The organism is Alteromonas sp. 4NH20-0056, assembly GCF_057539655.1.
In genome coordinates this window covers 298,755-324,242 of record NZ_BAAJLS010000003.1, presented here as the reverse complement: position 1 = coordinate 324,242, position 25,488 = coordinate 298,755, and the positions used below count along the sequence as shown (strand labels likewise).

Sequence of the window (25,488 nt, the reverse complement as noted above, 5' to 3'; positions counted from 1 at the left end):
GTAACGTTATGGATAACTTAACAATAGTAATAATTGACGACGAAGCATTAATTACGGGCGTACTTAAAGCGTTCATGGAACACAGCGGGGATACCGTTTATGACTTTAACGATGCTTCTGCTGCACTTACCTTCATTGAACAGCATCATAACGAGATACATGCTGTTGTGACAGATTACAAAATGCCAGGGCATATTAATGGTAGCGATGTTTACACGTTTATTAAAACAAAATACCCCACCATTGTGTGCTATGTCATTACCGGTTACATGGATGTAATGAACAGCGATATCGACGATAACTTTATTATCGATAAGCCCATCGATTTCAACACATTCTTACCGAAGCTGTACGATTCAATTAAGAAAAGTGGAAGGTGACAGTATCCTCACATTAGGCGTATTACCATGGCACAGTATAAAAATAAAGCGGCCCTTGAACAGCGTATTGAACAGTTAGAACGAGCGCTGGCTGAGGCCAATGAACAAAAAAGCCGTGACTATTATTACCAAATCCTCTTTGAGAATATGCAGCACGAAGTTCACATATGGAAATTAGTGTACAACGACGATGGAAGCATTAAGACGTGGTATCTCGCAGATGCAAACAATAAAGCGCTCACATCATGGGGTAAGTCGCTAAACGATATAATAGGAAAAACAGCTGACGAGATATTTGAATCTAATGTCACGCAACAATTTTTACCTATCGTAGAACACATATTTAGCGACAATCGTCCCTATTCATGGGAGTACCAATTTGACCCCACCTCCCAATGCTTAAGTATGACAAGCTTTCCTTTTGACAACTATTTCATCAGTACCGGTGTCGACATTACATCGACCAAACAAATAGAAATAAAACTTCGAGATACTGTTATTAAGTTAGGAGAAGCTATTTCCGCTGGAAATATTGGCCTCTGGGATTGGGATCTAATTACTAATAAAACCTTTTTTTCTCCCGAGTGGAAAAAGCAATTAGGGTATGCATCGCATGAAATAAAGAACGAGTTTACTGAGTGGGAAACACGCGTTCATCCAGATGACATACAGAGGACACTTAATCATATAAACCGTACGTTAATACAAGGCGAAAACTATCACGAGATTGAGTTTCGCATGAAGCACAAAGATGGCTCATATCGATGGATACTTGCCCATGCATCAATTATCAAAGATGGCGATGATAAACCGATTCGACTAGTTGGTTCGCATATCGACATTACGGATCGTAAAAGCATGGAAGAAACCGCACTGCAACAGCAAAAACTTCAAGCCCTAGGCACCTTGGCCGGAGGCATTGCTCATGACTTCAACAACCTATTAACGCCTATCTTAGGCTATACACAACTGCTGAAGACTCTCACACAGAGCAGCAAAAAAGAGTACGAATATTTAACCCATATCGAAGACTCTGCAACGCGAGCACGACAACTTACTCAACAAATCTTGATGATGAGCCGAAAGTCGGTACAAAATATTGAACCGGTTTATTTGGATAAACTGGCCGCAGAAGTATGTTCTGTCATTAAAGGCGGTAATTGCGACAATATAATCATAAAGTCAGACATAGAAGAGGAATTACCAGCTATTGGAGCAGACCCAGATCAACTGTACCGTGTAATGCTGAACTTATGTACTAATGCCGTTCATGCTATGCCAAATGGTGGAACACTTAGCTTGGACATTAAAGCCTGCTCAAAGAAAATCGCAGCCCTTGATGATGATACGCCTAATGATTATATCTATATAAAAATCTCAGACACAGGCAAGGGTATAGAAAGTAAAAATCTCGACCGGATTTTTGAGCCTTTTTTCACGACAAAGCTTCATACGTCACAGCGTGGAACGGGATTAGGTTTGGCTATTGTAAATAGTTTGGTAGAACAGCATCGAGGGCATATTGAAGTAAAAAGTGTCGTAGGGAAAGGTACCGAATTCATCCTCTATCTTCCTGTCATTTCTGAAGATATTTTAGCGCGAGAGTATCATGTAGAAACAATGGGCACGTTCAAAAACTGTCACGTGGTACTCATTGATGATGAACTAGCTATTTGCCAGCTTGGCGAAGCATTACTCAGTCAAATGGGATGCAATATTGTAACGTTTCAGAACACCGAAGCCTGTATTAGCTACCTAAAAATTCATGAAGAGGAAGTTAACGTTGTAATTACTGATTACGCCATGCCAGAAATGAACGGCGATGCCTTTATCGCAGCACTTCGCGCAACAGGCATTTCACTTCCATGCGTAGTGTCGACAGGCTTCACTGACTTGGTGAGTAGCGATAATTGTGCGCAATGGGATTGTGCAGCAATAATTAGCAAGCCTTTTAATATACAAGAGCTTAGCACTGCTATTGCAACCGCTCAGAAAAAAAATGACGTTAAAAAATCAAACACTTCTTGTCGTTAAGCAAGTGCATCAATATTACGCCAAAAATGCAGCGCTGATTCGCATACAGCATCAGGCGACTCTACTTGAGGGTAATGCCCTGTATTTTGTAACCGAACGACGCTTGCATTACTAACTCTTTCTTCATAGGCGTTAGCAAGGTGTCCGCCAGAAATAGGGTCATCAATACCGTTGATCAGTAACGTTGGGCAAGGAGGGTTATTTGTCGCTGCCCCCCACCGCGCTTGGTGCGTTTTGCGCTCAGCCATATAGCGAATTAATGCCGGCAACATTGCACGACCATTATCTCTGACCATCAGTTCCCAGTATATTTGCATGTCGTTTTCACTGATAGGTTGAGTACAAATTGTTCTCATGGTTGATGCAAAGCGCTTATATGAAGTTAGTTTTGCAACTAGGCTACCAATCGGGCTCATCAACAGTTTTTGAATAAGTCGAGGCCGATGTACTCCAGGATAGAGGCCACCGTTCAGAAAAATACACGACTGAGGTGCAAACACCTCATCGCTTGCTGCCAGCAACTCTTGCCCTACCGAAACCCCATAGTCGTGACACAAGACATGCGCAACCTTGATACCTTTCTTCGATAGCACAAAACGGCACATGTCAGCTTGCTGCATTATAGTGATAGGGGCATTTTGCGGCTTCGATGTAAGCCCAAAACCAATCAGGTCAAACGTAATACACCGGAACATTTTTGCTAAACGTGGCCAAACAAGCTGCCAATCTATACTGGCGGTAGGAAAACCATGAATGAGCAATAAAGGCGGCTTTTCGCCACCACTATCTTTTACAAAAACATCTAAATTGTTAAACGTAATGTATTCGGCGTTTTCCTGCCATTTCGTTAAATTAAGCAAAGTGATGGAAAAACCCCGATAGATAAATTAAGCCTGTAATAAAGACTACCTTATGAGGCCCTGTGAATATAGCTTTAGTTATGGAGACACGAATGCATTGAAACCGTCACATAACGCGTGGTGCAGCCGCAGGGGCTTCTGTGATGGTGCCTCGACCCGGGGTCGAACCAGGGACACGCGGATTTTCAATCCCTACAAGCCTTGTACCAATGATGACACCTATTGATTTTAGCGGCCTGTAGCGCCGCTTTCCTGTAACAAAGCAAAAAATCGTCACACTTTTTTATTGGTAATAACATCGCTGTTAATTTCTGATTTTGCTGAAAAAACAGTAGCCAATGTAAGTTTAATAAGGGAGGCAAATGCCTCCCTTCGATTTAACCAAAGTTCTAGATTATTCCCGTTACAAATTTTGTTTGATCAATGTTTTGCTCGTCTTGTGGCATTAAATCCCACAGTCTGGCATTTACGAGACCTAAGTCGCTCCATTGTTCGCTTTGGATTAAACTTTTACCAGTTTCTATAAGTGAATTGGCTTGAAGCTGATCGTTCATCGAAACTCTGCTATCTACCAAGTGCTCGAATACGTTGACCAAAAATGCTGGAGTTCGGAGCAGTATAGTGTTTTGAATCGAGCTTAATTCACTGATCGCGTTCTCAATGGTTGAATAATTATTTGAATTTAGGAATACCTCTTCTCTTCGAACAATATCTTTCAAACGATGCTTCTCTTGATCATTGCCCGCTTCTTGGACGATTCCTGATACCAGTTCCTTAGCCTCTTTATACTCTTGTTTGCAGCTCTCAAGTCGCTTTCTCGATGTAATTTGATGAAGTTTCTGTGCCACACTTCGCTTTTTATCTTCAAGTTTAAACTTGTCATCAGTTATAGAGTCTTCAGATAAGTTTCCTGTTTCTAATAGCAGCTCTTGAACCTCTCTTTGTACAGCCGCCAATTCTTTTTCAGTTTCTGTATTATCCGAAGCTGACTCCTGCTCAGAGAGGATAGTTTCTTCTAATTTAATAATGTCTGAACCCAACTGCTTTGGAGATACATCACGCTTCGTCGGGTTAAAGATTTGAGAAAATTCTTGCCCTGTACCATTTAAATAAGCAGATACAGTTAGGTCTCTCGACGTAGAAATTTCGAAAGTAATATCGATTTCCGTACCTTTAAGCAAATCCCTAGTTAACTGCTGTCCATCTATCTCTAAAGTACCAATTGGTTTATTGCTAAGAGGGTGATTATTAGAATTTCCTTCCACCATTATTATCTTTAATGGAAAATCACTTGAACCTTTCACTATAGTTTTGGCAACTTCAACTGTCCGTGTTGCTCTAGTTGGAAGAATACAATTACGTTCAAATATCTTGCGTAAGACCGTATCATTAGAAGCTATATCGTCCGTTACCAAACTCAATTCTTCCGGAAGGACTTGGCCTGCAACACTGTAACGACCTTGTGCAATTTGAATCTGTTCGTGTGAATGTGAAACGTTATTGCCAGTTGAATCCAAGATAGTGAATGAGAATATATTGAATTCACCTTTCCTAAGCGGTAATTCTTCATTTATCCGTGCAATAAGAGGTTTTGTGCCGGAATCGAAAGATCCGTCTACACTATGGATTCTGTAAGTGTAGTCCTTGAAGTCACCAACAACCTTAGCAGCAAATATTTCTTCCTCGTCTTGTGTGCTGGTCACATACGTTGCTTTTACCTTTAAAGAGGAATTACTGCCAGTTTTTTCTGATGAAGCATTTGTATCTGATTTTTGGCAGCCTCCAGCATAAAATGCAGAACCAATGGCAATAGCATTTGTAGGGTCAATATCGGTATTTACAGGTATGTTCATTAGCTCTTCAATTAAGCTTCGAACATAAGGTATGTAAGTAGAGCCACCCACCATCAACACAAACTCTAAGTCACTAGGCTGAAGAGACTGGCGAGTTAAGATCTGCTTCAACATTGTTGCAGTGCTTTCGATTTTTTCCTTAATTAAAGATTCAAATTGAGAACGGGTGACAGTTACAACCCCTTCAACCTCTTCACCATCATCGTCTTCGAGTTCAAATTCAATTTCAGTTGACATGTCTGTAGAGAGTTCAATCTTTGCGTTCTCGCAAGCATCTAAAAGCCTGTACCAACTTTTTTCATGTTTGCCTGAAGCGCTTTTCAATTCCGCTAGAAAGTTATCAAATCGTCCAAGAGTCTCGATATGAGGAGCGACAATCTTCTCGACAATCAATGAATCCAGATCTGTTCCTCCAAAGTAGTTATCACCTTCGTGATCAACGACAGTAAGCTCACCCTCAACAATTTTTACTAGTGCCACATCAAAAGTACCACCACCTAAATCATAAACAATCCACTGACTATTCTTAAGATCGATTGAATTGTCTTTATTTGCATATGCCAAGCTAGCAGCAATCGGTTCTTGAAGAAGTATAATTTCTTTTAAGCCTGCTAGTTTTCCAGCTTCTTTGGTAGCGTTAGACTGGATAGTATCGAATGAAGCAGGGATGGTGATCACAGCTGATTCAACATTCTCACCTGACTGTACAAATCCTTTTAATTCTTTCAGTACGAACGATGAAAGCTCCTCTGGGGTTTTAGAGGCTTTAATAGAGTCTATTTTTAAAGTTTCAGATGTACCCATCTTACGTTTGAATCGAGACTTAACATTTTTGGGATCTTTAGCTGAAAAATCTCTAGCTTTGTCACCAACGAGAATTTTGTCTTTTCTAAAACCAACAATAGATGGAAGACCTTCTTTATGGCCCCTAGGGTTTTTAAAAACTTGAACTTTACCGCCACTAAATTTTGCAATTAGAGAATTAGTGGTTCCCAGATCTATCCCGAAATCTATTGTCTTTGACATTATTTTTCATCCTTGATGTTTTCTTTTGATGTAACTGAAACGAGGCCACGCTGAATCACCTGCGTTAAGCCTAGCTGTCTATTGCCATAACGGATTATTGGTTTAATAACATCCACGACAATCAAATCCTGTGTATTCTCACCGACGATGTGTACTTCAAGGTCATTTCTTGTCTCTGAATATTCCTCACCTGTCGGATCTTCATAGAAAATTTCTCCGCTTTGATTATCTTGAATTAGTGCAGATTTTATTCGTTCGATATTTCTGGCGATCTTATCGAGATGACCATTTTCTTTTGACTTTCTCTCTATCTCAAAAAGTTGATTTAAAATTGTGATTATTTTTTTATCTACAGATATGTTTTTATTATCTAAAATCATGTTCGATCTTTCCCTATAAGCAAGAGCATGAATGCATTATCAACATCCCTTAAAACAAGAGATGTCTTTGCGCCCCCCCTATTGCTGAAAACAATTACTTCGCCATTATCAGCCTTAACTTCATAATCCGACCATTGAATGAAGTTTGTTTTTGAGAACACGAACCAACCACTCTCGAACTCAATACCTTTTGGCGTTAGAGTAATATGACCAATCTTAATTGAAGCTCCTTTTTCCAATTGAGACGAAATATTAGACATCACAACTGGTAAAAGATAAGCGAACAGAGCATTATTCAAATCATCAACCAATTCTTTATCCAGTTCGGCACGGGGGCTATTGTGCTGGAAAGAGTAATTAATTGTGATAACTTCACCATCGTTTGACTTAAATACGAATAGAGAGTTGGTTTCTACTCCAGATGCAGTTCGTGTATTCAAACCTCCCCATCTGAGTGACACTAGATCTTTAGTTGCAATACGCTTTGAATCTCTCTTAATTTCACTTTCAGTAATAGAAAATTTTGAACCAGAACCAAATTCAAGGTGCACTTCGTCTTTCTTTTTTTCCTCAATAATTTCATTTATCGCGTCAATATCTTGCTCAATTTTTTGCTTAAACATTCCAGATTTGAAATCGAAAGAGTGCGTCATTTCGATGATCTTCTTTGACAAGTCAGCATCACCGTGCAAATTGAATGTCGAAATTGCGATATCTCTAATGTTACTCACAACATGGTCTTGTTGTTCCCAGAAGAATGAAGGCATGAGATTTAGTAAGCTCAAAAGGCCATTATGTTTCAGATATTTCTCGACATCCTCATAGCTAACCTTTTGCGATTTCGATTTATCGACTAACCCATCAAGCTCCTCAGCCAAAAGATCTAACTCTCTTATGGCTGACTTAAAGCAATGCTCGCTATCCTCTACCGTTACCCATCGCCGTCCATCTAGCAATACTTCTACAATCGCAAATGATTTTTTCTTGATCGCCTTAGATAAAACCCTATCAAATTGAGAACTGAAATACTTACTTAGCCATGTCTTAAACCCAGAGTCTTGATCATCAAGGACTTTAATCAATTCTGTTGGGGAGCTATTTTGATCTACGCAAAAATGCTTATGATTTCCCGTTGAAAGGAAATCAAGGAGAGGTTTGTTGTTAAAAACTAAAGAGTGATAATAGCGCTTTTTTTCATCATACAACTCGTCACAAAGCCCTATCGCGGCTGACTTGGATATTTCTATATCACCAAGCCAGTAAACTTTACCGTCCTCTAGTGAAATTTCTTGCAACAAGTGCTTACGGAGTTTCTGGGCCTTTTTAAAGTCAAATTCACCTTCAACATCCACAAATCCAGAGTAATTGAGAAGCAAAAATGGATTCAAATAGACATCATAGTAAAGCTCTTTTTCTAAAACAGTTTCACATTCATTTTTAGCATTTTCTGCCAGGTCTAGTAATCTTGGTAACAGTTTTTCGATATTTTCTTTAGACCTATCTACCATTACGTTTCGTTCAATTGCAATTCTCCAAATATCAATTGCATCAACGTCCTGAGATACTTCTGGGTTATTAAAGGCAAGGCCAAGATTGTAAAGGCTGGCACCGCTTGGTGAATTCAAATTTTGTTCCCAAGCATTTATAGCCTGAAAATAATTTTTGTTTTGATAGTGAAGTATTCCAAGGCGATTAAGTTGGTGTGGGGTCAACCCCTCCATTTTCTTAATAGTTTGCAACACCTTGATCTCTTCTTCTGATTTCGCCTTATCATCCAATTTTCTATAAAGCCGCTCTAATGTAAGAATGGTTGATAAATGAGAGGGATCGCACCTGAAAGCCTGTTCGTACGCATCGATTGAATCTTCATCAAGCTCATCATCATAGAGATGTTGAAGAATCAATGCGTATTTGGCCCAGCCATTAGCGAAATCAGGTGTTAGTGAGAGTAGAGTTTGTGCACTTGTTGCGGCACTTGGGAAATCTTCCAGTTCATACAGAGCAAGAGTGAGAAACCACCAGGCATTTGGTTCCTCTGGGCCAAGTTCAACTGCTTTTTCTGCGGTTATTTTGGCTAGTTCGTCATTGCCATCGTGATAATGTTGTCGAGCAATATCGATTAACTCGATTACTTCTTCGTCCATTGAAATCCTGCACATTTAGTCCTTTATACTTATACTAAAGTATCATAAAATTCTGCTATATCAACGTCTTTTAATTCGGAATGATGTTTTAAGGCAGACAAAACAGGTAAAGCTAAATCGTTCAATATAAGCAAGGTTAACTTCTACGGACTAATTATTGTACTATTAAAAATTCGCTACTTTTAAGTAGTTTCTAGTAATATCCTTAGGTTAAGTGCCGCAAAGTTCAGTTTTAATTGTTGTTCAGACTGTATTGACGTTTAGCACTTTCTGGTAATTTCGAAGAATGATTCCAATAGTTAACAATGCGCTCTTCGGCAATTTTAAAGCGCAGCTGAAAGATTGTCCGGCAGTACAGTTTTTTAGGCATCATCGTCATCATCTTTAACTTTAGTAAACTTGTTTAGATCCGCTTCATGTAGCCACTCATCTATCGTTTCATCCGTCACATTCTCATTTTTTCTTAGTGCATTGATTACTGATCCGATCTCAAAGCTATTCTCAATTTGATCATTTTCACCGCATGCGATTATTAATTTCTGTATCTGCTCTTTGCTGTAATCACCCGCGTAGCTTATAACGGTAGAGGCAAAATTATTTGCTTGTTGATATCTTCGAGATTCGGAATTTAATCGAATTAAGAGCTGTATATGACGAACTATTTGCGAAGCGTCTTATAAATGAAAATATCAAGGCGTGCTCTTTCCAATCAGGAAAACGAGAATTAATTGAATCGTCTACTAAGCAATTTACTAACTTCCGCGACGAATATGTTCAATGAGCTACTGAAGCAAACCGACTCACTTTTGCGTTCTACTCTGGCATACGCAAAACGTGCCTACAGACGCTTTCTTAAAGGGGGCAAAATAGTGACCAAGAAAAAACGCAAACCCAAGGAGGCGAAATCGTTAAAGCCGGATGTGGATACCAATAAAGACCTTCCGCCTTGGTGCTTAGACTAGCTCGCACGTCAAGTGCGTGGAGCTATACGGTAACTTCTATCGCTCCATATTTCGTAATTACAACCGTTAGAGCTAATTAGAAGGCGATGAGTCTACGAGAGATAGTCCAAAATGATGGACGAGGAAAAGAGGTAAGCCTGACAAAATGAAGATGTGATCTGACGTTTGCACTTTGGCTTTTTGTGATAATAGTATCGACAGTTGATTGGTAAGTGCTTCCTGAGCTTCGTTCGTTATATGACATGCTTTTTGATGATTGATCGTCGCTAACTGTATCCAGTAAGCAAGTGTTATCTTTCTCGCATCACTTAACTCTTTGATTCCCTCATCAGCTGAAAGACGTTTGTATATTTTTCCTCTGCAACTACTTACTGCTATTTGGCTCGATAAAAATGACTCCGGCGTTTTGACATGCCTTGTAGCTTCGACCATAGGGTAGTTGATGAAGGCGTATCCCAAATCAGTCTCATCAGAATAAAGCCTAATGAATGACTCTAGCGTTTCGAAGGAAAACTTATCATCGTTGTATTCGAGATCGAAGAACAAATAAATTTCTGTGAATTTATGTCGAGATATACCAACTAAGACTTCCTTATTCTTTGGCTGAGTTTCCGACTCTCGCAATAATTCGACCACATCTAAATCAGGGTCCTCCAAAAGCTCTTCGGAAAGCTCATAAACATCATTTCCAAAAACGCAGACGCAAACCGCTGTTTCGTCGTGATCGAAAAAAGCTCTTTTAAGACTTTGATAGTAGTTAAGCTCGGTTTTTTCCCCCTCAAAAATCAGTAAAATGTGTCTACTCAACCCTCATTCCTCTGTAGATTTTCTCTATATTATGAGCTTTCCGTAGTTCTTTATGAACTAAGCTTGAGAAAGGAACGATTTTGTTGTCGTTTACCTCGAAATAACAATCTGGCCTCAGGAGATCATTGTCCAACAGTGATAAGTTATGAGTCGTTAAAATAGTCTGACATTCTAGTTCGCTGAGTTTGTCTACAATTTTTCTCGACAGCTCAAAATGATAAAAAGCGTCAAACTCATCAATAAACACGAACTTTATTTTTCTGTCACACAACTGCAAATACCAATAATAAAAAATACCCAAGGACAATGTTCCAGTACTGGCTATTCTTGAAAATTCTATTGTCTTGTTCCGATACTTAAAGACAATATATTGGTCGTCTGATGCTCCCTTTACATCAAGAATGCAATTCACACCCACTTCATTCAAAAATTTTTCGAATTCTTGGACTTTACCTTTACCTATTATTTCGTCTGAAAGCTTACTTGAGCTAATCCTTTGCCCTTGATATTCCGTCCGATTGAGGCTTCGAAAGAACACCATACCACCTACAAACTCAATAAACTTATCGAAAATATAATTAAGTCTAGTCTCATCCAGCACGGACATACTGAGGTAGCGAATGATGGAGATATCAGCTCTGGATAAGTCAGTCTTCAGATTCTCACTACCATCTAAATCAAAGAAAGCCTTATGACCTTTGTCTCTGTTTATTTCTGCTACTAGTTGCTTGTCTATATGGAGTGATTCATACACGAGGCTCAAATCGTCAGTTTTACCATAGCGATATATCACCTCATGTCCTTCGATCTCAAACTCATACTCAAAGTTTGCGTGTCGCTCATCCGTATCCGCATTGAGAAAGTTATCTTTCAGTGTATTTATTTGCACGGTTGAATCAGGTATTACGTGAGAAACGATATCTAATATCGCCAAACCGACATTTGATTTCCCACTACCGTTTTCACCATAGATGACACTATGGTTTACAATACCGTTTTTGAGAGCATGTGTATTAAATTCGTACTTGTTAGTGCTTCGCAGATCGAATTCTAGTTTGTCTTTAAAATTCCTAAATCCTTGCACCGAAAAATAAGTAAGCATCGTAGTCTCCAATATTCAGTGTCAAGATAGCACAGCTTTATCATGCCGTAAAAAAATTACGGTACAGTTTCTTATCTTTTGAACTACATTGGTTTCGTAAGACTCTTACGGCACTTCACACTTCTTCTTGGCCTCAACAAGCATTACAAACGATAAACCAATCGACTGATCAACAGGCTCCAAACTTGGGGAAAGATACCCGATTCAAACAATTGATTGGAAGTTATTCATTGTCTTAACCCCCCACTAAAATTCAGAAGAAGTAGGTGTAAATGATTATTATTCCCGCATCGATATAAAGAGGAGACAGTTGCAGTTAATAACTAATGGAGGCCATTCCTTTTATCAAGGAAATTACAAAAAGATAGCTCCCCGTTAATGCAGCTTAACAGTAACTTACTGATTAGCCAATTCACTACTGCTCAATTGACTTGAACTAATACAAGTAAAAATCGTATCTCACGCATTAGCCGCTCTTTTTTGAGATTTGTATTGTTTAGCTAGAGAAACCAAATCCATGTGAGAGTATCTCTCATTAGAAGACACTGGATACGTAGAATATACGTAACTGATGAATTCATTGAAGTACATTGATTTCGTCTTCTCAATGATGGTGTCTATGATATCTTTCTCGCGGTCAGTGAGATCTACAGAATTCAGGTTTCCGTTGAACGCGATAACGAATTTATCACCGCCATATATTGTTTTTTCAGGTTTTATTGAAAACTCGCTGTCTGTACTTGCAACATCATATACATCGTCAACGTAAGGACCATAGTGATTGAAAAGCCAATCAATATCCGTCATTTTCTTATCATCTAGCAACGAAGAAAACCAATCCGAAAGATATACCAGCTTAGTCAACCGTGCCTTCGACAATTCATTTTTGTGAGGATATTTTGTCGCAATGTAGGCCATGATCGAGCGCAATTTATTCATGACTTCCTCCTAAAAGTAGATACGAATTCATCGTCAACATCATGATCAGCAATTGGAGTAACTTTTAAAGTTTTATCATATTTGATCGCCCCATGAATAAAGTCGACCATATAGCTTTGGTAGTCAGAGCAGTATCTTTTGATTTGAGCTACCTTTTGTTCTTTCCATAATGACTTCTTGTCAGACTCAAAAACAATTACACCTATGTGCTTGTCAGCTTCAACTACCGAGATGGCTATGTACTGACAACTTTTCATCGTAAGCTTTTCGATTTTGTCGTGCTCATAACCATAATGTGCTTTCATATACTCAATGTATTCCTGTTTGTCCTCATCAAAAACAGGGATATTTTCAATATCTACACAAACTCCATGTTCCCATGCTTGGCTTATTACGCCTTTGTTTCTTGGAAATGTTAGTCTGTGAATTTCTGTATATTTAGGGTTTTGTGAGTATCTTGCTATTAAGTAAAACTTCTCATTAATATAATAATAGATTGTTGCACGGCAATGGGTTCCTAGGTTTAATTGCCTAGCACTTCCTTTTAACCAAGTCGTTACTAACTTAACCTGTAATTCTGCAAGCTCATTTTGCAATAGTTCAGAATCCTCACTAACACTGTTGATTTGCTCTTTTAGCTGATCAACGTTTTTTATCTCTTCACTGAGCTCTTCATTTCTTAAATTGAGATTTTTTTGATCAATATAAGTTCCTTTTCCTCCATAAATTATCATCAGAGAGCCCAAGACCAGCCAAGCCCAAGGCATGAAAAGTACGAATAATGCAAAGTCTGCAACTCCAGAGGTCGATTGCCAACTATCACAAATGTCATAACTTCCAGCGAATGACGCTGATACACTAACAATTGCTGAACCAACGGCTGCCGCAAATATGTACCACCACTGCCCTAATTTGGTAGAGAAATCCTTTAATGAGGAAGAGCTTCCAGTAAATCCAAAATTTAAATCGCTCATTGGTTCCAATTCTTAGTAATTCAATCTGCTTTCACGTAGTTACATTAACATGCCTTCGTATACATTCAGACTGTACGCTTGATATATGTTCTATATATTCCGACGTCATATACTATTAAATCAGAGTTCGAGATTGAAAATCTGAATCATAACTGATGTAACCTGATTTAAATTTGTTGGGTCGAGTTCGTTGATGATAGTACGAAGTCTCTCCAAAGCTGTATTACAAAGCACAACCCGCCCAAGAATCACTGCCAACAACAAATCGGGAAATGCCTCTCCTCTCTCCTCTTTAGTAGCGCGTGATAGTCGCTCCATAATCGCAACAAATTCATCAGATAGCGTTTCATCATAGCTGTAATCAAGTTCTGAGCCTTTAGCAGCACGCCATAAACAAGACTGTAGTAGTGGATCGTTATACCGAACAAAGTTATCAGGCGATAGGATTGCTTGCTGGTGTGGTGTTGATTCCAAACTATCCTCAGGTGAGTGCTTAAAATTATCTCTTGCGCTTTGTAGTATTGACGCAACTGTTAAATATACTGCTTCTGGTTGCACAGAAGCGGGCTCATATTCAAAGTTCCAGAATGCGAAGTGACGAGTAAAGGAAAGATGTTCCGAATGTGACCGTCCATTAACGCCTATCTTTCCTTCCAGTCCTTTTGACACGTCATTCAAGCGCATGAATCTATCGTGAAGCTCCGTGTAATTTATGAGGTCTTCGTGTTTCTGCAATAGGAGACGTTCAGCCAGCCAACTACTCTTGTCAATCCTTGCTGGAACGTTGATAGAATATTTGGAAAAGAACTTGTACTTCTTAAACACTGGCCCAAAAATCAGGGATTTCTCGAATGTTGCAAGGGCTGATTTACCCTTGAATAAATGGAAAAACGTTACAAATACTCTCAGTCCATCGTGGCCTGCTAATCGAAGATCTCTATTGGCGGCAATAAATTTGTCGCCGGAACCCAGAACAGGGAGGAGAAGGACGGCAGCTGAGTTTGCAGACTGAAATTCTTGATTTATAACATCTTCAAAGTCGATAACCTCAACAGTGAGGTGTGTTTGCAATGATTCGATATACTTTTTGAGAAACGCGTCCGTTTTATCTGTAATGATATATTTTGTAGTGACTGGAATATGCCAATTGACAATATCATTCCACCAGTCATCCAGCTTACTGAGTAGACTCTCTGGTATTTCATTCAGGTCCACAGTTAATTCTTTTTCTTTATGCCCAGCTATTTTGGGTCTATTACATGCGTGGCTAAGAGATTGATACAGCTGTTTGAAAGGCCACTTAGAAAGTTCCTCTCCATGTATTTTCTTAATGACCACGCTTTTGGGTTCAGAGTGCTCTATGGTGAAGTATTCATCTACCCTTTTTACATAACGTTCAATATTGTCCGGTCTCCTTTTTATTGAAGACTCGAGGGAGCAAAGAACATTCTCAGACTCAGTGAATGACAAAAGTGTAATAACGTCCTCGTTTTGGAGCCTATTCCATTTCTGATAAATCTCTTTCGCCATATTGTTGCTCGATGATGCTGATATGAGGATTAAGGCTTTTTCACCGAGAGGTATTCGAAGATTTCCTAGTCCTCGATAGGAATGAAATGATTCAAACTTTGGTTGATAGTTAACGCTTTCCTTTAGTCGGTTTATTAAATTTATTAGCGCAAGGACAATGTGATTTATCGCAGATGTATCAATGTATATTTTTTCGTACTGGGTGATGTTTTTGATTTTTGTCAATACGCAAAAACCAACGAATACACATTCGGAATAGCTTTGCGCCAGTCTATTTGTTGCAATAAATTCTGTGCGCTGATCTTGAGAAGGTTTTATAAATGAGGAGCCAGGGGGACTCATCTCTACCACTTGATTTTTCGACGCCAAATGCCTGATCCCTTGCACTACAAGCTCATCTCTCAGTGGACCAAGCGCATCACTATTCAGCTCGACTCCGCTCACTCCAGATAGATCGCCTCGTTCGTCGAATGCGACAACAGACAGCTTAACTTTTTCACCATAGCGATATAAATTATTCGTTAAATCTTTAGAATAACTCAGAGAGTTGTTAAAGATGTCTTTTTCACATAACGGGATAACCACAATTACTTCATCAGGCCTATGGTACTTCTCATAAGTTTGCTCAACTATATCTGAGAGAGAAGGTGATTCTTCCTGAATTAGGGGGATGAACAAAACAAGTCTTATTTTTTCTCTTTGTGCCATCTCGAAATGAAGCATCAATATTCATCCTTAAATATCAGTGGTACCAGAATAGTGAATGAAGTCCCAGCTAGCTCATAGTCTTCAATTTGTATTGAGTTTTTATCGATACTAACCGCACCATCCCTCGCGAAACTTGACACTGTTGTGTGACCGGTTTTAAGAATAAAGCCGGCATTCAACGAACCCAGGCTATCCAAAACATTCGTTAAGCCAGACCCAGCATAACTTTTATTTTTGGTTGTATTATGCTTTTCGAAACAACTTAGAACTGCATTAATTTCTTCATTAATGGATATTGATTTAGCAGCGTCGCCTGTATTCCTAATCCAACTTTTTGCGTATCCAATACCTGTGTCAACAACGCTCAGTTCTAAAAAAGTGACTTTAGGAGGGCCGTTGTATAAGCAATTGATATACGAACTTTCTTTCTCACCCAAAAGTAACAAGAGTTGATTTCTTTCAAGAAGAGAAATGTTTAAATTAATACCCCTTACAGAATTTAAATAGAAGTTACCTTTTTCATCCCGCAAAGAGTGGTCATCAGTATTTTTAAAAAGTTCATAGACGCAAGTAGCCAGATTAATAAACAGGTCTGGTTTTATTATCTTTCTTTGTTCATGACCTAGAAGAAAATCCAATGCCTCCTGAAATATATATTTGAATTCTCCTCTTTTTGATATTTCTCCCGCTTGGTATAAGGGCTCTATTAATCCGTTACTTTTTGATGGTTTCAAGCAAGGAAAAAAAAGCTTTCTACCTTTGAACGCATTTTTAAAGTCAAGTTTTTGCAATTTTTCAATAGAACTAATTGCTGGTGAAAAGGCTTTGCCTTTCGAGAGAAGGGTCTCCCCATCTGAGAGAAGGATGTTGTCACATAAAGTCAGGTAAGCCATTCCAAGTAAACTTTGGCATAGGTCACCTAACTGCGGGTCTTCAACGTAGCCTAAATAGGTTTGAATTGTTTTGCTGGATTTTTTAGAACGGAACCAACTGGCTAATAATTGTATTACTTGAGACTCTAACCCGAGCGAACCGCTAAATTTAAGACCCTTAGAGCTCATACGAATGAATGCTTCAGGATTGTCTAATACTTTTTTGAAAACGGCGCTTTGAGTTTTAGGATTTAAATCCTTCGGAATAATTAAAGTATTCATAAGTCAGAAGTACCATCCTGTTGGTTATTGTATTGCTTAAGCTTCCGAGGCATTGATACCTATCGTATCAAATACACCCTCTATCTTTATACTCTTTTGTCCATTCCTTGAACTGTTTCTCATCACGCTCCTTACTCTTTTCTTGCCTTGCTAAAGCTTTTCTCGATTTCTTTTTTGGTTTTTCATCATCAAAAGTAACTCCAGACAGTGCATCTGCAAACATCTCAGGTTTAAGATGGCTATAGTGCTACTCAATCATTGCTGCACTGGTTCCACATTGGCGTGCAATAACGTCCATGCTTGTCCCAGCTAGTAGCTGCCAAGTAATGTACGTATGCGTCGAAGAGTTGAGTGTTCAAAGTCCCCAGAATCTTGTAGTAGCGAGCCTTTCAGTGGTTTGGAAGGAACTGGTCGATAGAGAAGCTGGTTTGGAGCTTCTCCAGTCGACTATCTTGCTAAAACCGTGAAAGAAGTGCCATGAATTTATTGATGAATTAACTGCTGAACAAGAGCTATGTAAGGATACAAAAAGAAGAGATGGTACATTGGGCGGACTTGAACCGCCACGCTATCGCTAGCAATGGATTTTGAATCCGATGTATTTACTACCGATAAAACAGTAAGATCAAAAAAGCCCTCGCATTTCTGCAAGGGCTTCGATGATGGTGCCTCGACCCGGGATCGAACCAGGGACACGCGGATTTTCAACGCATTACGACGTCGCAACCCTTTGTTTTCATTCAACTTATAATTTCTTTGCAAAAACTTTGCAAATCACATCATTTCCTGATGTACTGGTCGTATGGCTAAACAGATTGCTAGACACGACATAAACGACGAACTGTATATCTTTAAACAAGATAACAGCGAACGGTGGTATGCCCGATTCATACTAACCAACCACAAAAAATGGCTCTGCAAATCCACCAAAAAGAAAGATAAAGACGAAGCCATAGCGATGGCTCACCGCATATTTCTTGACCACCAAATTAGACACGAAAATAACACCCTAGTCCAGAGTAAACGGTTCAAGGACGTTGCTGACCGTGTTATCGAAAAGCTTGAGGAGCAACTCGAACATGGTGGCGGCAAACGTAGTTTCGAGGACTATATTCGTGTCTTAGAGAAATATCACATCCCATTTTTCGGACGGACATTCGTTACTTCCATAGATCAAGAGGCTATTTCGAAATTTGTTGAGTGGCGAAAAAAGAAAATGAGTAAGCCGCCAGCCTCTTCTACCCTATTAACGCATAATGCTGCATTGAATCTTGTCTTCAAGGAAGCTATCGAACAGAAATGGATGATTGCAGCTCAGGTTCCTGTTCTTTCGTCAAAAGGTGAAGCCGGTACTCGCCGTGCTGCATTTTCAGAAGATGAGTACGACGCAGTCCTAGAGGCTATCTATGATAGTGAAGAGCAGGCTCATAGTGAAAAAACAAGGCAAATACGTGAACTGTTGTACGACTACTGCGAGATTGCTGTAAATACGGGCATTAGACCCGGTACAGAAATGGAAAACATTAGATGGAAAGACATCGAGATTAAAACGCAAGGTGCCAAGGCCCAGTTCTTCATCCATGTGACCAAAGGCAAAACAACGAAGTACACGGGTGCTAGAAAAGTCGTCTGTAAACGCGATGTTATAGGCGCGTTGGTTCGCCTTCGAGATCGTTTTCCGTTACGTACGCCAAACCAAAAACTTTTCTTACTTAAAAATGGTGAACCCACGCCACAGCTGGGTAAAGCATTCGAGAAAGCTCTTCAAAATTCCAAGTTAAAAGACTCACCCAGAGGGCCACGAACACTCTACTCTTTACGACATACCTATATCACTTGGCAGCTGCTAGCCGGAACCAGTATGGACGTTATCGCTCGACAATGTGGAACAAGTGCTGCGATGATTGAACAATATTATAGCCATGTAAAACCTGAGATGTTCGCAGATGCGCTGTCTGGAGTTACTTTTGACGATGAAAAACCTAAACAAAAATCGAGGAAGGCATTAGCCAGAAGAGCATTAAGCAGCGAGCGTGATGAAAAACGTTTCAAAGAATGGGTGTCTGAGTTCAAGCAACGAGGCTGTATCTGAATAATTAAAAATCAGACCGAAAGAAAATGTTTAAGACTTTGGATCATTATTTACGCTAGTATCATAAAAAATAAACAACTTATTCTAATTAAAGGAAGATTTAGAATGGCGGAAACAGCCAAAAATATCATTCCAGTAGAAAATATTACTGACGAGACTAATGCAAGAATAAAGCCTCCTAAACTAAAGGATCGATTAACAGAAGAATTGATATTTTCCTTTGTCGGTCCAGTTGGTTCAGGGTGTACTGCTTCTGCTGACCTACTTGAACAAAAACTAAGAAATGATTTTGGTTACGAAGTTCATCGATACAAACCAAGTTCGCACATCGAAAAAAATGCTCACTTAGTTGAGAAGAAAGTTCCACCAAACTTAAGTCCTGCCGACAGAATATCTTTACTTCAAGGGATAGGTGATGATTTGCGTAAGAAATTTGGCAATTCTTATTTAGCAGGAAAAGTAATCGAAGATATAGCATTACTAAGAAATAAAGATGGATTTGGAGAGTCAGAGAGCAATATGCAAATACCTCTCAAACTAAGACGGGCACATATCATTGATTCATTGAAAAATCCTGAGGAACTGGAATTATTACGTTCAACTTATGGTGAGATTCATTGGTTATTTGGCGTGTTTGCACCATTTGAGATTAGAAAAGTCAGGCTTCAACATATTCAAAATGTTGAACGTGAGCAAATAGAAAAAATTGCAAGCGTTGATTACAAAGAAGACCTTAGTCATGGCCAGAATGTGAGAGATGTGTTTCATCAATCTGATTTTTTCATTCGTAATGATCGAGAAAACACAAGTTCATTGGAAGCCTTTTTGGACAGATTTCTAGAAATACTGTTTTCTTCGCCTGTACACACTCCCACTAGCGAAGAGTCTGCAATGTACGCAGCATACGCAGAAGCAACGAAATCGGCATGCTTATCTAGACAAGTAGGCGCGGCTATCGTTAATGAAGAAAAAGAATTGATTGGCGTTGGAAGAAATGACGTTCCTAGAAGCTCTGGTGGCCTCTACAAAGAAGATGATGGCGAAGATGACCACCGATGTCATGCGTGGCAAGGAAAGGTCTGCCATAACGATAGAAAAAAATCTCAATTATACGAGCAGATATTCAATGCTCTGAAAGCTGAGGGTCTCTTAAAAACAGAAACCGCACAAAACGATGTGACGAAAGCAATTAGCTCGACGGATGTAAAGTCGTTAATAGAATATTCAAGAGCAGTTCACGCTGAAATGGATGCGATTGTATCTGTAGCAAGAAGTAATAAGTCAGGTTTGAAAGGCGGAACTCTATTCTCTACTACGTTTCCTTGTCACTCCTGTGCAAGACATATAGTGGCCAGCGGTATCATGAAAGTATATTTTATTGAGCCTTACCCCAAAAGTCTTGCGATTGAACTGCACTCCGACTCAATTTCTGAAGATGAGACGAACCACAATGATAAAGTAGTCTTTCTTCAGTATACTGGCATCGCTCCTAAAAATATCCTAAAGTTATTTAGTTATAAGAGCAAGCGCAAAATAGATGGAAAATTACGCCGTTTCAATAAGTTAGAGGCAAAACCAGTCGTTTCCGTTTCACTGGACGACTACTCTAGTCACGAAAAATTAGTTATCGCAGAGCTTTCTGAGAATGAAAAAAAATCAAAAGAGCCACAAACAGCTTTCTCTGACATTTGATAGCCAAATCCAGTCAGAGTACCTTGCTTTAGCAACAAAAGAGCCCAGCCACGAAAAGTGCGGCTCTTTTGTTCAAGACAATGTTATTTCTTTTGATGCAAAAGAAGTGGCTAGAACTAAATTTATAAATAGTGTTTTGCAAGATGTACAGCAAAATATGGTCATTGTTTCTGATAAGTAAAATTGTAGATTCCATTAAAACATCTGAATTAGACTATTTTGCGCTGATTCCCTTATAAATTAATAGTTCGCAACACAAAACTTTTCTTTAATAGCTTCGTTGTTGTTCGCAACTCACGACGTATCGAGATAAGTAATGTGAATCACTATTCACACTACCAAAAAAACGGTAATGAGATTATGTTTAGTGATTAGCATACGAACGTTTCTTGATGTCGCCTAACTGCAATTCACACCGTGCAATTAAAATAAATCAGACAGGTCTATTACTTCAAAAGGATTTTCATGAATTCGGCGAGCAACAAATAAGCCTCGAACCTGTATTTGCGGGTACAGTCTTTTGAGTGCAATTTCAGCACCTTTGTAATGACTGCCAGTTGTCAACATGTCATCTATGAGGAGTACACCTTCTGTACCCGCAGGTATTAATCCCTGATGAACTTGATAAGTATCAGCCCTATCTTCTGGATACAGCCGACTATCATCAGACTCATGATCGGGATCAGCATTATGAATTTGTGTGATGCATTCAGCTATTGGTAGATTGCAATTTAATATTGCTGCTGCCTGATCCAATGTCTGTCTCATTCTCGGATCATAACCTGGATCACCAACAATCTTTGAAGGAGGAATCGGGACGAGTAAAAACCTTTGAAGCCTCTGGGGATCGATGACACTCGCGAACAAATCAGCTACTTGCGCAATTGCTCTTAATTTATGAGGCCATTGATTAGTACCCTTTAAGGACATTTTCTTTTTCAAGTTTTTAATGAGTTGGTTGGTTTCGCTAAAAGACCAATCTTTATAAGCAGTATATTCGCCAAAGTACCAACACTCATCACTATCGGTTAAATGATAATGATCACTAAGACTCAATTCATCTACTTTTTGAAGTCGAAAAGTCAAGGCTGCAAATGCTCCTTGATGTCATCGTATTCTCTTACCCTAATAGCGCCTTTCTTTTCAAATGTACTTGGCCAAGTAATATTAGTATTTTGAAAACAACTTTCTAAAATAAATAGTTTTCGTCCTTGCTCTAGAGCAGCTCTTGCTTGAACTAAAGTACCAGACGTTTCGCTGGCTTCAATTATTACTGTCGCTTCAGTAATTGCCGACATCAACTTATTTCGTTCTGGAAAGAAAAGCTTGTTATACATCGGTGTTTGTTTTGAATAACGAACAAAAGGTACTTGGCTGATAACTAGAAAATTTTTACTTAAAAACTCCTGAAGCTTCTTATTTTCTTTTGGATAGTTTTCAGATAACGGCGTACCAATTACTGCCATTGTTCTTCCACCTGCTTGTAGTGCAGCTTTATGCGCGGCGGTGTCGATTCCTTTTGCTAGACCAGAAGTAATCGTGTATCCATCTTCGACCAGTAATTTCACTAATTTGCGAGTACGCTTGACTCCATCATCAGAGGGATCTCGTGTACCAACAATCGCAACTGATGGTGAGCTGGCAAGATCCCAAATCCCTTGATAGTACATCAATTCAATAGGATACCTAGCGTCTCTCAATTTCGGAATATACTCAGCAGTACCATGAATACGAATACCGAAATTTTCAACACCAGCTTTATGAATAAGTTCTAAGGCTTTCCTTTTGTAACTCTCAATTTCATTGGGTTCAACAAAGTCAGATGGTAGAGAACTAGGTGAACTCTTAAATTTTTCTGCAATACGTTTAAATGTCGCTCCTTGTTCTGCCCATAAAGCTTCATAGGCCCCCATCTCAGTCGCAGGACTGATAGGTTCGAATTGGCTTCTGTTTGAAAGGTTTAGCTGCATTTAATTTATTTCTCACCAACTGTATTTTTAAACAGTTTATCATTGAATTTAAGTTGCCGAAACGGTGAATAGATGAACGCTATAGACACATACTGTATAAAAAGTCGCACTAAAGAAAGTTACGAATATCCTAAACCGACTGACGTTATTTCATTTATGTTTGATTAAACAAATAAGTTGTTAAGTACACTAAAAGTGATAACCAGTTATCTCAAATGTTCCACTTATACTGCGTAAATAAATTGTCTTGCTTGTTACTACTAAATTAGTATTTTATTTCGAAGACTAGATCCTGTTTTACCGGCTTAGGAGACAACCCCTGAAAAACCATGTTTCGTGTTTTCATGGCAAGTTTTCTATGTCTCAAACACCGGTTGCACGTAGCCACGTCTAACGCGCATTAACTTGCTAACTCCTGCGGTATTATCCCTGCCCTACCGCCAAATCAAGATTATTTTGCTCGGGCATACCCAATAATTCACTAATAAGAGGCTCATCTTGCAACCCGTCATAACGGCCTTCGATTTTTTCTTTAAGAGAGAATAAGCGAGCCTCAGCACTTCTTACCAGTTCGCCATATGTTATCGCATGAACCTCTCCGAACTGTTCATCTTTTGACTTTCCTACCGATTGGTATTTTCCAGTTAGATTATCAATGCGATCACCTACTACATAAGCCTTAATGTAGGGCTGTGCGGAACCCACTCCCGCATGCCAAATGTCTTCAACATAGTATTTAGCTTGATCCATTTCACCTCGACCAATTTCAAAACCGCCCTTTTTCAACTCAATTAGCAAGACCTTTTTTGTTTTTTTAATTTCCTCAGAAAACTCTTCTAAACCTAATGAACTGATCGACGAATTATCTCCAACTACAATATCAGGCCTTTTTGATGAGTTGATAAAATTCTCTTTTTTAAATTTTTTCTTAAAAACGATTTCCATCGTTTTCCTCAGACCTTTGTTGCTTGCATATTCTGGTGTGTCAAACTCAGGCCCGAATACCCAGCGAGCTCTTTCAATTAATGGATGGAGTGTATGCAACTCATCAACTGTGTGATCACCACTTAGCCTATCAATTGCTTCAATGACTTTAATTCTCGAATCAATCTCGGCGAGAATAGTCATCGCATCTGAAACAGTCCATTCTTGAAGAAAGTTATTCAATGATTCAGAGTCATCTGGGGATATAGTGGTCAGCTTATGCAGGAGAGAGATACCTGCTCTTGACCTTTCAAGGTTCAAGGCCGCTCTAAAAGCGAGCTCTAGAAGCTCAATTTTTATATCTGGGTTATCCGTCAACATTTGATCGACGAATTCTAGTAATTCTTTTTGTGCAAGCCTAGGCAGCTCTTTTAGTTCCTCTTTGTGAGAACCAACTACATGGCGTTTAGCATTTTCAACCTCGCTTTTAGAAAACTCCAAGTAACAGGCTTTAACAAATATAGATATTTCTTCCGTAATAAGGTTTAACGTTGCAAAGTCATGTCTAAAGCCAGACCAATCGGCTTCTATATAATCAAATAGATCGTCGGATTGCGCGATCAGAGTATATCTTTTCGCAAAAGACCTTCTTCCATCAAGAACCTGTTGGCCATTGATGGACCATGATGGATTACCTAGCAAGCGCCCGCCAAGCCAAAATGCAACGCCATGTTGCCCAGAAGTTCTAGAAACTATTGATGAATCGACAAGCGTTAATTTAATTCTAATATCGCCAATAGGGTTTATTTCAGTTTCTTTAACAATCCCAGGATGTTCAGATAATGTTATTAACTTCCCATTTATATAAACCTTAAATTCTGGGTTGAATAGAAATCTTGCGGATATAATTTCGGTTAACTCTTCTACGGAAATAAGATTTCTTTCAGCAATAACTTGAATTCGTGTGCCATGCCCTGCTTTTTCGTCTTTACGATGAGCAAGCACTTTAATGGGTTGCTTCCCGGAGGATATTTCCAAATCATATGAGTTAGAAATACTGCCACGCCATGTTTCAACCATATATGAATCGTTGAAACAAAGGCCGGCATGTCTCCCTACACCGTTACGGCCAAAGGCAAGTCTTTTTTTGCTTAAATGGTTGTCTTCTGGGATTTCAACGAATGCTCCTTGATGTTTTCTTCTGTCATAACGTAATTTGAGCCATCGCGTTTCAAACTCCACCTCGGTCAAACCCATTCCATTGTCTTCTACCGTAATAAGATCACCTTTTTCTTCAGGAAAAATGATCTTTACCTCTGATGCGCCCGCATCATGTGCATTAGCTATCAACTCAGTTATAGCCACATCAGCTTTCGTTGCTATTGAACCAATTTCCCTTATTAGGAATCCATCTTCATATGTGACTGAGTAATCCATGCCGTTCCTTTACATTTTTCACTTGTTCTTCGCTAATGGAGATTACTGCACTGAGTTAAGAGTTTAGTAGTGCGCAAATTGTGCATTTTTCTCCCTAGCCCATGCCCACTTTTATCCATAGTGCCATCATTTCGAATTTACTGAAAGTCAAAGCATACAAAGGTTACGCATAATTTGTGCTAATTACTTTTAGGACAAAAGCGTGCGTTTAGATCGTTTCCCTGAGTATACGGAGAACGCCGCTACTACTGTATACCCAAAAAGATACCTAACACTCAACAATAAAAATACTTTAGTCAGCAATGACACTGAAAGTAGAAGGTTGTTATCAGAAGTAGGAATGTCAGGAATTCGCGAATTGACGCAATAATGAACCAATGTTCATAAAGCTTACAAAGCCATTCTTAGGCCGTAACTCATTTTTCTCCAAAGGTCTGTTTGAGCAAACTTCCGTTTTTCTATCAAAGTCGACTTCTGTCTTATGTTTTTCAATGATCACTTGCTGACCAAGCGAGCTGTA

The 25,488-nt window shown here is 39.1% G+C and carries 19 protein-coding genes; 6 read left to right on the top strand and 13 right to left on the bottom strand.

The window, feature by feature from the left end; translation table 11 throughout:
• Positions 1 to 8 precede the first annotated feature (8 nt).
• The gene (locus AC27EZ_RS07565) at positions 9 to 380 is read left to right on the top strand and encodes a response regulator (protein ID WP_487134755.1); all 372 of its coding nucleotides are present in this window, start codon (positions 9 to 11) and stop codon (positions 378 to 380) included.
• Positions 381 to 407: 27 nt separating this feature from the next.
• Positions 408 to 2,414, top strand: a complete 2,007-nt coding sequence (locus AC27EZ_RS07560; protein ID WP_487134754.1) for a PAS domain-containing hybrid sensor histidine kinase/response regulator — start codon at positions 408 to 410, stop codon at positions 2,412 to 2,414.
• Here the strand turns inward: AC27EZ_RS07560 and AC27EZ_RS07555 are convergent.
• From AC27EZ_RS07555 to AC27EZ_RS07540, 4 genes are all read right to left on the bottom strand, one after another.
• On the bottom strand, positions 2,411 to 3,274 hold the full coding sequence (locus AC27EZ_RS07555) for an alpha/beta fold hydrolase (RefSeq protein ID WP_487134753.1): 864 nt from the start codon (positions 3,272 to 3,274) through the stop codon (positions 2,411 to 2,413). The genes AC27EZ_RS07560 and AC27EZ_RS07555 overlap by 4 nt on opposite strands.
• A gap of 389 nt (positions 3,275 to 3,663) precedes the next feature.
• Positions 3,664 to 6,153, bottom strand: a complete 2,490-nt coding sequence (locus AC27EZ_RS07550) for an Hsp70 family protein (RefSeq protein ID WP_487134752.1) — start codon at positions 6,151 to 6,153, stop codon at positions 3,664 to 3,666.
• Positions 6,153 to 6,533 (bottom strand): hypothetical protein, encoded by a 381-nt coding sequence (locus AC27EZ_RS07545; protein WP_100970789.1) that lies wholly within the window; start codon positions 6,531 to 6,533, stop codon positions 6,153 to 6,155. The genes AC27EZ_RS07550 and AC27EZ_RS07545 overlap by 1 nt, the downstream gene beginning before the upstream one ends.
• Positions 6,530 to 8,677 carry a hypothetical protein gene (locus AC27EZ_RS07540; protein WP_487134751.1) on the bottom strand — a complete coding sequence of 716 codons (2,148 nt, stop codon included), beginning with the start codon at positions 8,675 to 8,677 and terminating at the stop codon, positions 6,530 to 6,532. Before AC27EZ_RS07540 ends, AC27EZ_RS07545 begins: the two co-directional genes overlap by 4 nt.
• A 728-nt stretch (positions 8,678 to 9,405) precedes the next feature.
• Here AC27EZ_RS07540 and AC27EZ_RS07535 point away from each other — a divergent pair.
• Positions 9,406 to 9,639 carry a hypothetical protein gene (locus AC27EZ_RS07535; RefSeq protein ID WP_487134750.1) on the top strand — a complete coding sequence of 78 codons (234 nt, stop codon included), beginning with the start codon at positions 9,406 to 9,408 and terminating at the stop codon, positions 9,637 to 9,639.
• A gap of 72 nt (positions 9,640 to 9,711) precedes the next feature.
• Here the strand turns inward: AC27EZ_RS07535 and AC27EZ_RS07530 are convergent, their stop codons facing one another.
• The 6 genes from AC27EZ_RS07530 to AC27EZ_RS07505 all read right to left on the bottom strand — a co-directional run bounded on the left by AC27EZ_RS07530 (position 9,712) and on the right by AC27EZ_RS07505 (position 16,853).
• Complete coding sequence (locus AC27EZ_RS07530; RefSeq protein WP_487134749.1) at positions 9,712 to 10,446, bottom strand: hypothetical protein; 735 nt, start codon at positions 10,444 to 10,446, stop codon at positions 9,712 to 9,714.
• Complete coding sequence (locus tag AC27EZ_RS07525; RefSeq protein WP_487134748.1) at positions 10,439 to 11,548, bottom strand: ATP-binding protein; 1,110 nt, start codon at positions 11,546 to 11,548, stop codon at positions 10,439 to 10,441. The genes AC27EZ_RS07530 and AC27EZ_RS07525 overlap by 8 nt, the downstream gene beginning before the upstream one ends.
• Before the next feature lie 459 nt (positions 11,549 to 12,007).
• Positions 12,008 to 12,487 (bottom strand): Panacea domain-containing protein, encoded by a 480-nt coding sequence (locus AC27EZ_RS07520; protein WP_487134747.1) that lies wholly within the window; start codon positions 12,485 to 12,487, stop codon positions 12,008 to 12,010.
• Complete coding sequence (locus AC27EZ_RS07515) at positions 12,484 to 13,461, bottom strand: hypothetical protein (RefSeq protein ID WP_487134746.1); 978 nt, start codon at positions 13,459 to 13,461, stop codon at positions 12,484 to 12,486. Before AC27EZ_RS07515 ends, AC27EZ_RS07520 begins: the two co-directional genes overlap by 4 nt.
• 120 nt (positions 13,462 to 13,581) lie before the next feature.
• Positions 13,582 to 15,717, bottom strand: a complete 2,136-nt coding sequence (locus AC27EZ_RS07510) for a hypothetical protein (protein ID WP_487134745.1) — start codon at positions 15,715 to 15,717, stop codon at positions 13,582 to 13,584.
• On the bottom strand, positions 15,714 to 16,853 hold the full coding sequence (locus AC27EZ_RS07505) for a hypothetical protein (protein WP_487134744.1): 1,140 nt from the start codon (positions 16,851 to 16,853) through the stop codon (positions 15,714 to 15,716). The genes AC27EZ_RS07510 and AC27EZ_RS07505 overlap by 4 nt, the downstream gene beginning before the upstream one ends.
• An 802-nt stretch (positions 16,854 to 17,655) precedes the next feature.
• Here AC27EZ_RS07505 and AC27EZ_RS07500 point away from each other — a divergent pair.
• From AC27EZ_RS07500 to AC27EZ_RS07490, 3 genes are all read left to right on the top strand, one after another.
• Positions 17,656 to 18,945 carry a tyrosine-type recombinase/integrase gene (locus tag AC27EZ_RS07500; protein WP_487134743.1) on the top strand — a complete coding sequence of 430 codons (1,290 nt, stop codon included), beginning with the start codon at positions 17,656 to 17,658 and terminating at the stop codon, positions 18,943 to 18,945.
• Between the two features lie 105 nt (positions 18,946 to 19,050).
• The gene (locus tag AC27EZ_RS07495; protein WP_487134742.1) at positions 19,051 to 20,637 is read left to right on the top strand and encodes an anti-phage dCTP deaminase; all 1,587 of its coding nucleotides are present in this window, start codon (positions 19,051 to 19,053) and stop codon (positions 20,635 to 20,637) included.
• Positions 20,591 to 20,818, top strand: a complete 228-nt coding sequence (locus AC27EZ_RS07490; protein ID WP_487134741.1) for a hypothetical protein — start codon at positions 20,591 to 20,593, stop codon at positions 20,816 to 20,818. The genes AC27EZ_RS07495 and AC27EZ_RS07490 overlap by 47 nt, the downstream gene beginning before the upstream one ends.
• 242 nt (positions 20,819 to 21,060) lie before the next feature.
• Here AC27EZ_RS07490 and AC27EZ_RS07485 read toward each other — a convergent pair whose 3' ends face one another.
• The 3 genes from AC27EZ_RS07485 to AC27EZ_RS07475 form a co-directional block, all read right to left on the bottom strand.
• A complete protein-coding gene (locus tag AC27EZ_RS07485; protein WP_487134740.1) occupies positions 21,061 to 21,723 on the bottom strand; it encodes a hypothetical protein in 663 nt (220 codons plus the stop codon).
• A complete protein-coding gene (locus tag AC27EZ_RS07480; RefSeq protein ID WP_487134739.1) occupies positions 21,720 to 22,607 on the bottom strand; it encodes a DNA-processing protein DprA in 888 nt (295 codons plus the stop codon). The genes AC27EZ_RS07485 and AC27EZ_RS07480 overlap by 4 nt, the downstream gene beginning before the upstream one ends.
• A gap of 423 nt (positions 22,608 to 23,030) precedes the next feature.
• Positions 23,031 to 24,968 carry an ATP-binding protein gene (locus AC27EZ_RS07475; RefSeq protein ID WP_487134738.1) on the bottom strand — a complete coding sequence of 646 codons (1,938 nt, stop codon included), beginning with the start codon at positions 24,966 to 24,968 and terminating at the stop codon, positions 23,031 to 23,033.
• Between the last annotated feature and the right edge of the window lie 520 nt (positions 24,969 to 25,488).

What these genes read in the sequence shown, in the direction of transcription:
- AC27EZ_RS07565 (WP_487134755.1), top strand. Translation starts at nt 9, where the DNA reads ATGGATAACTTAACAATAGTAATAATTGACGACGAAGCATTAATTACG.
- AC27EZ_RS07560 (WP_487134754.1), top strand. Translation starts at nt 408, where the DNA reads ATGGCACAGTATAAAAATAAAGCGGCCCTTGAACAGCGTATTGAACAG.
- AC27EZ_RS07550 (WP_487134752.1), bottom strand. Translation starts at nt 6,153, where the DNA reads ATGTCAAAGACAATAGATTTCGGGATAGATCTGGGAACCACTAATTCT.
- AC27EZ_RS07545 (WP_100970789.1), bottom strand. Translation starts at nt 6,533, where the DNA reads ATGATTTTAGATAATAAAAACATATCTGTAGATAAAAAAATAATCACA.
- AC27EZ_RS07540 (WP_487134751.1), bottom strand. Translation starts at nt 8,677, where the DNA reads ATGGACGAAGAAGTAATCGAGTTAATCGATATTGCTCGACAACATTAT.
- AC27EZ_RS07525 (WP_487134748.1), bottom strand. Translation starts at nt 11,548, where the DNA reads ATGCTTACTTATTTTTCGGTGCAAGGATTTAGGAATTTTAAAGACAAA.
- AC27EZ_RS07520 (WP_487134747.1), bottom strand. Translation starts at nt 12,487, where the DNA reads ATGAATAAATTGCGCTCGATCATGGCCTACATTGCGACAAAATATCCT.
- AC27EZ_RS07515 (WP_487134746.1), bottom strand. Translation starts at nt 13,461, where the DNA reads ATGAGCGATTTAAATTTTGGATTTACTGGAAGCTCTTCCTCATTAAAG.
- AC27EZ_RS07505 (WP_487134744.1), bottom strand. Translation starts at nt 16,853, where the DNA reads ATGAATACTTTAATTATTCCGAAGGATTTAAATCCTAAAACTCAAAGC.
- AC27EZ_RS07500 (WP_487134743.1), top strand. Translation starts at nt 17,656, where the DNA reads ATGGCTAAACAGATTGCTAGACACGACATAAACGACGAACTGTATATC.
- AC27EZ_RS07495 (WP_487134742.1), top strand. Translation starts at nt 19,051, where the DNA reads ATGGCGGAAACAGCCAAAAATATCATTCCAGTAGAAAATATTACTGAC.
- AC27EZ_RS07490 (WP_487134741.1), top strand. Translation starts at nt 20,591, where the DNA reads ATGAAAAAAAATCAAAAGAGCCACAAACAGCTTTCTCTGACATTTGAT.
- AC27EZ_RS07480 (WP_487134739.1), bottom strand. Translation starts at nt 22,607, where the DNA reads ATGCAGCTAAACCTTTCAAACAGAAGCCAATTCGAACCTATCAGTCCT.
- AC27EZ_RS07475 (WP_487134738.1), bottom strand. Translation starts at nt 24,968, where the DNA reads ATGGATTACTCAGTCACATATGAAGATGGATTCCTAATAAGGGAAATT.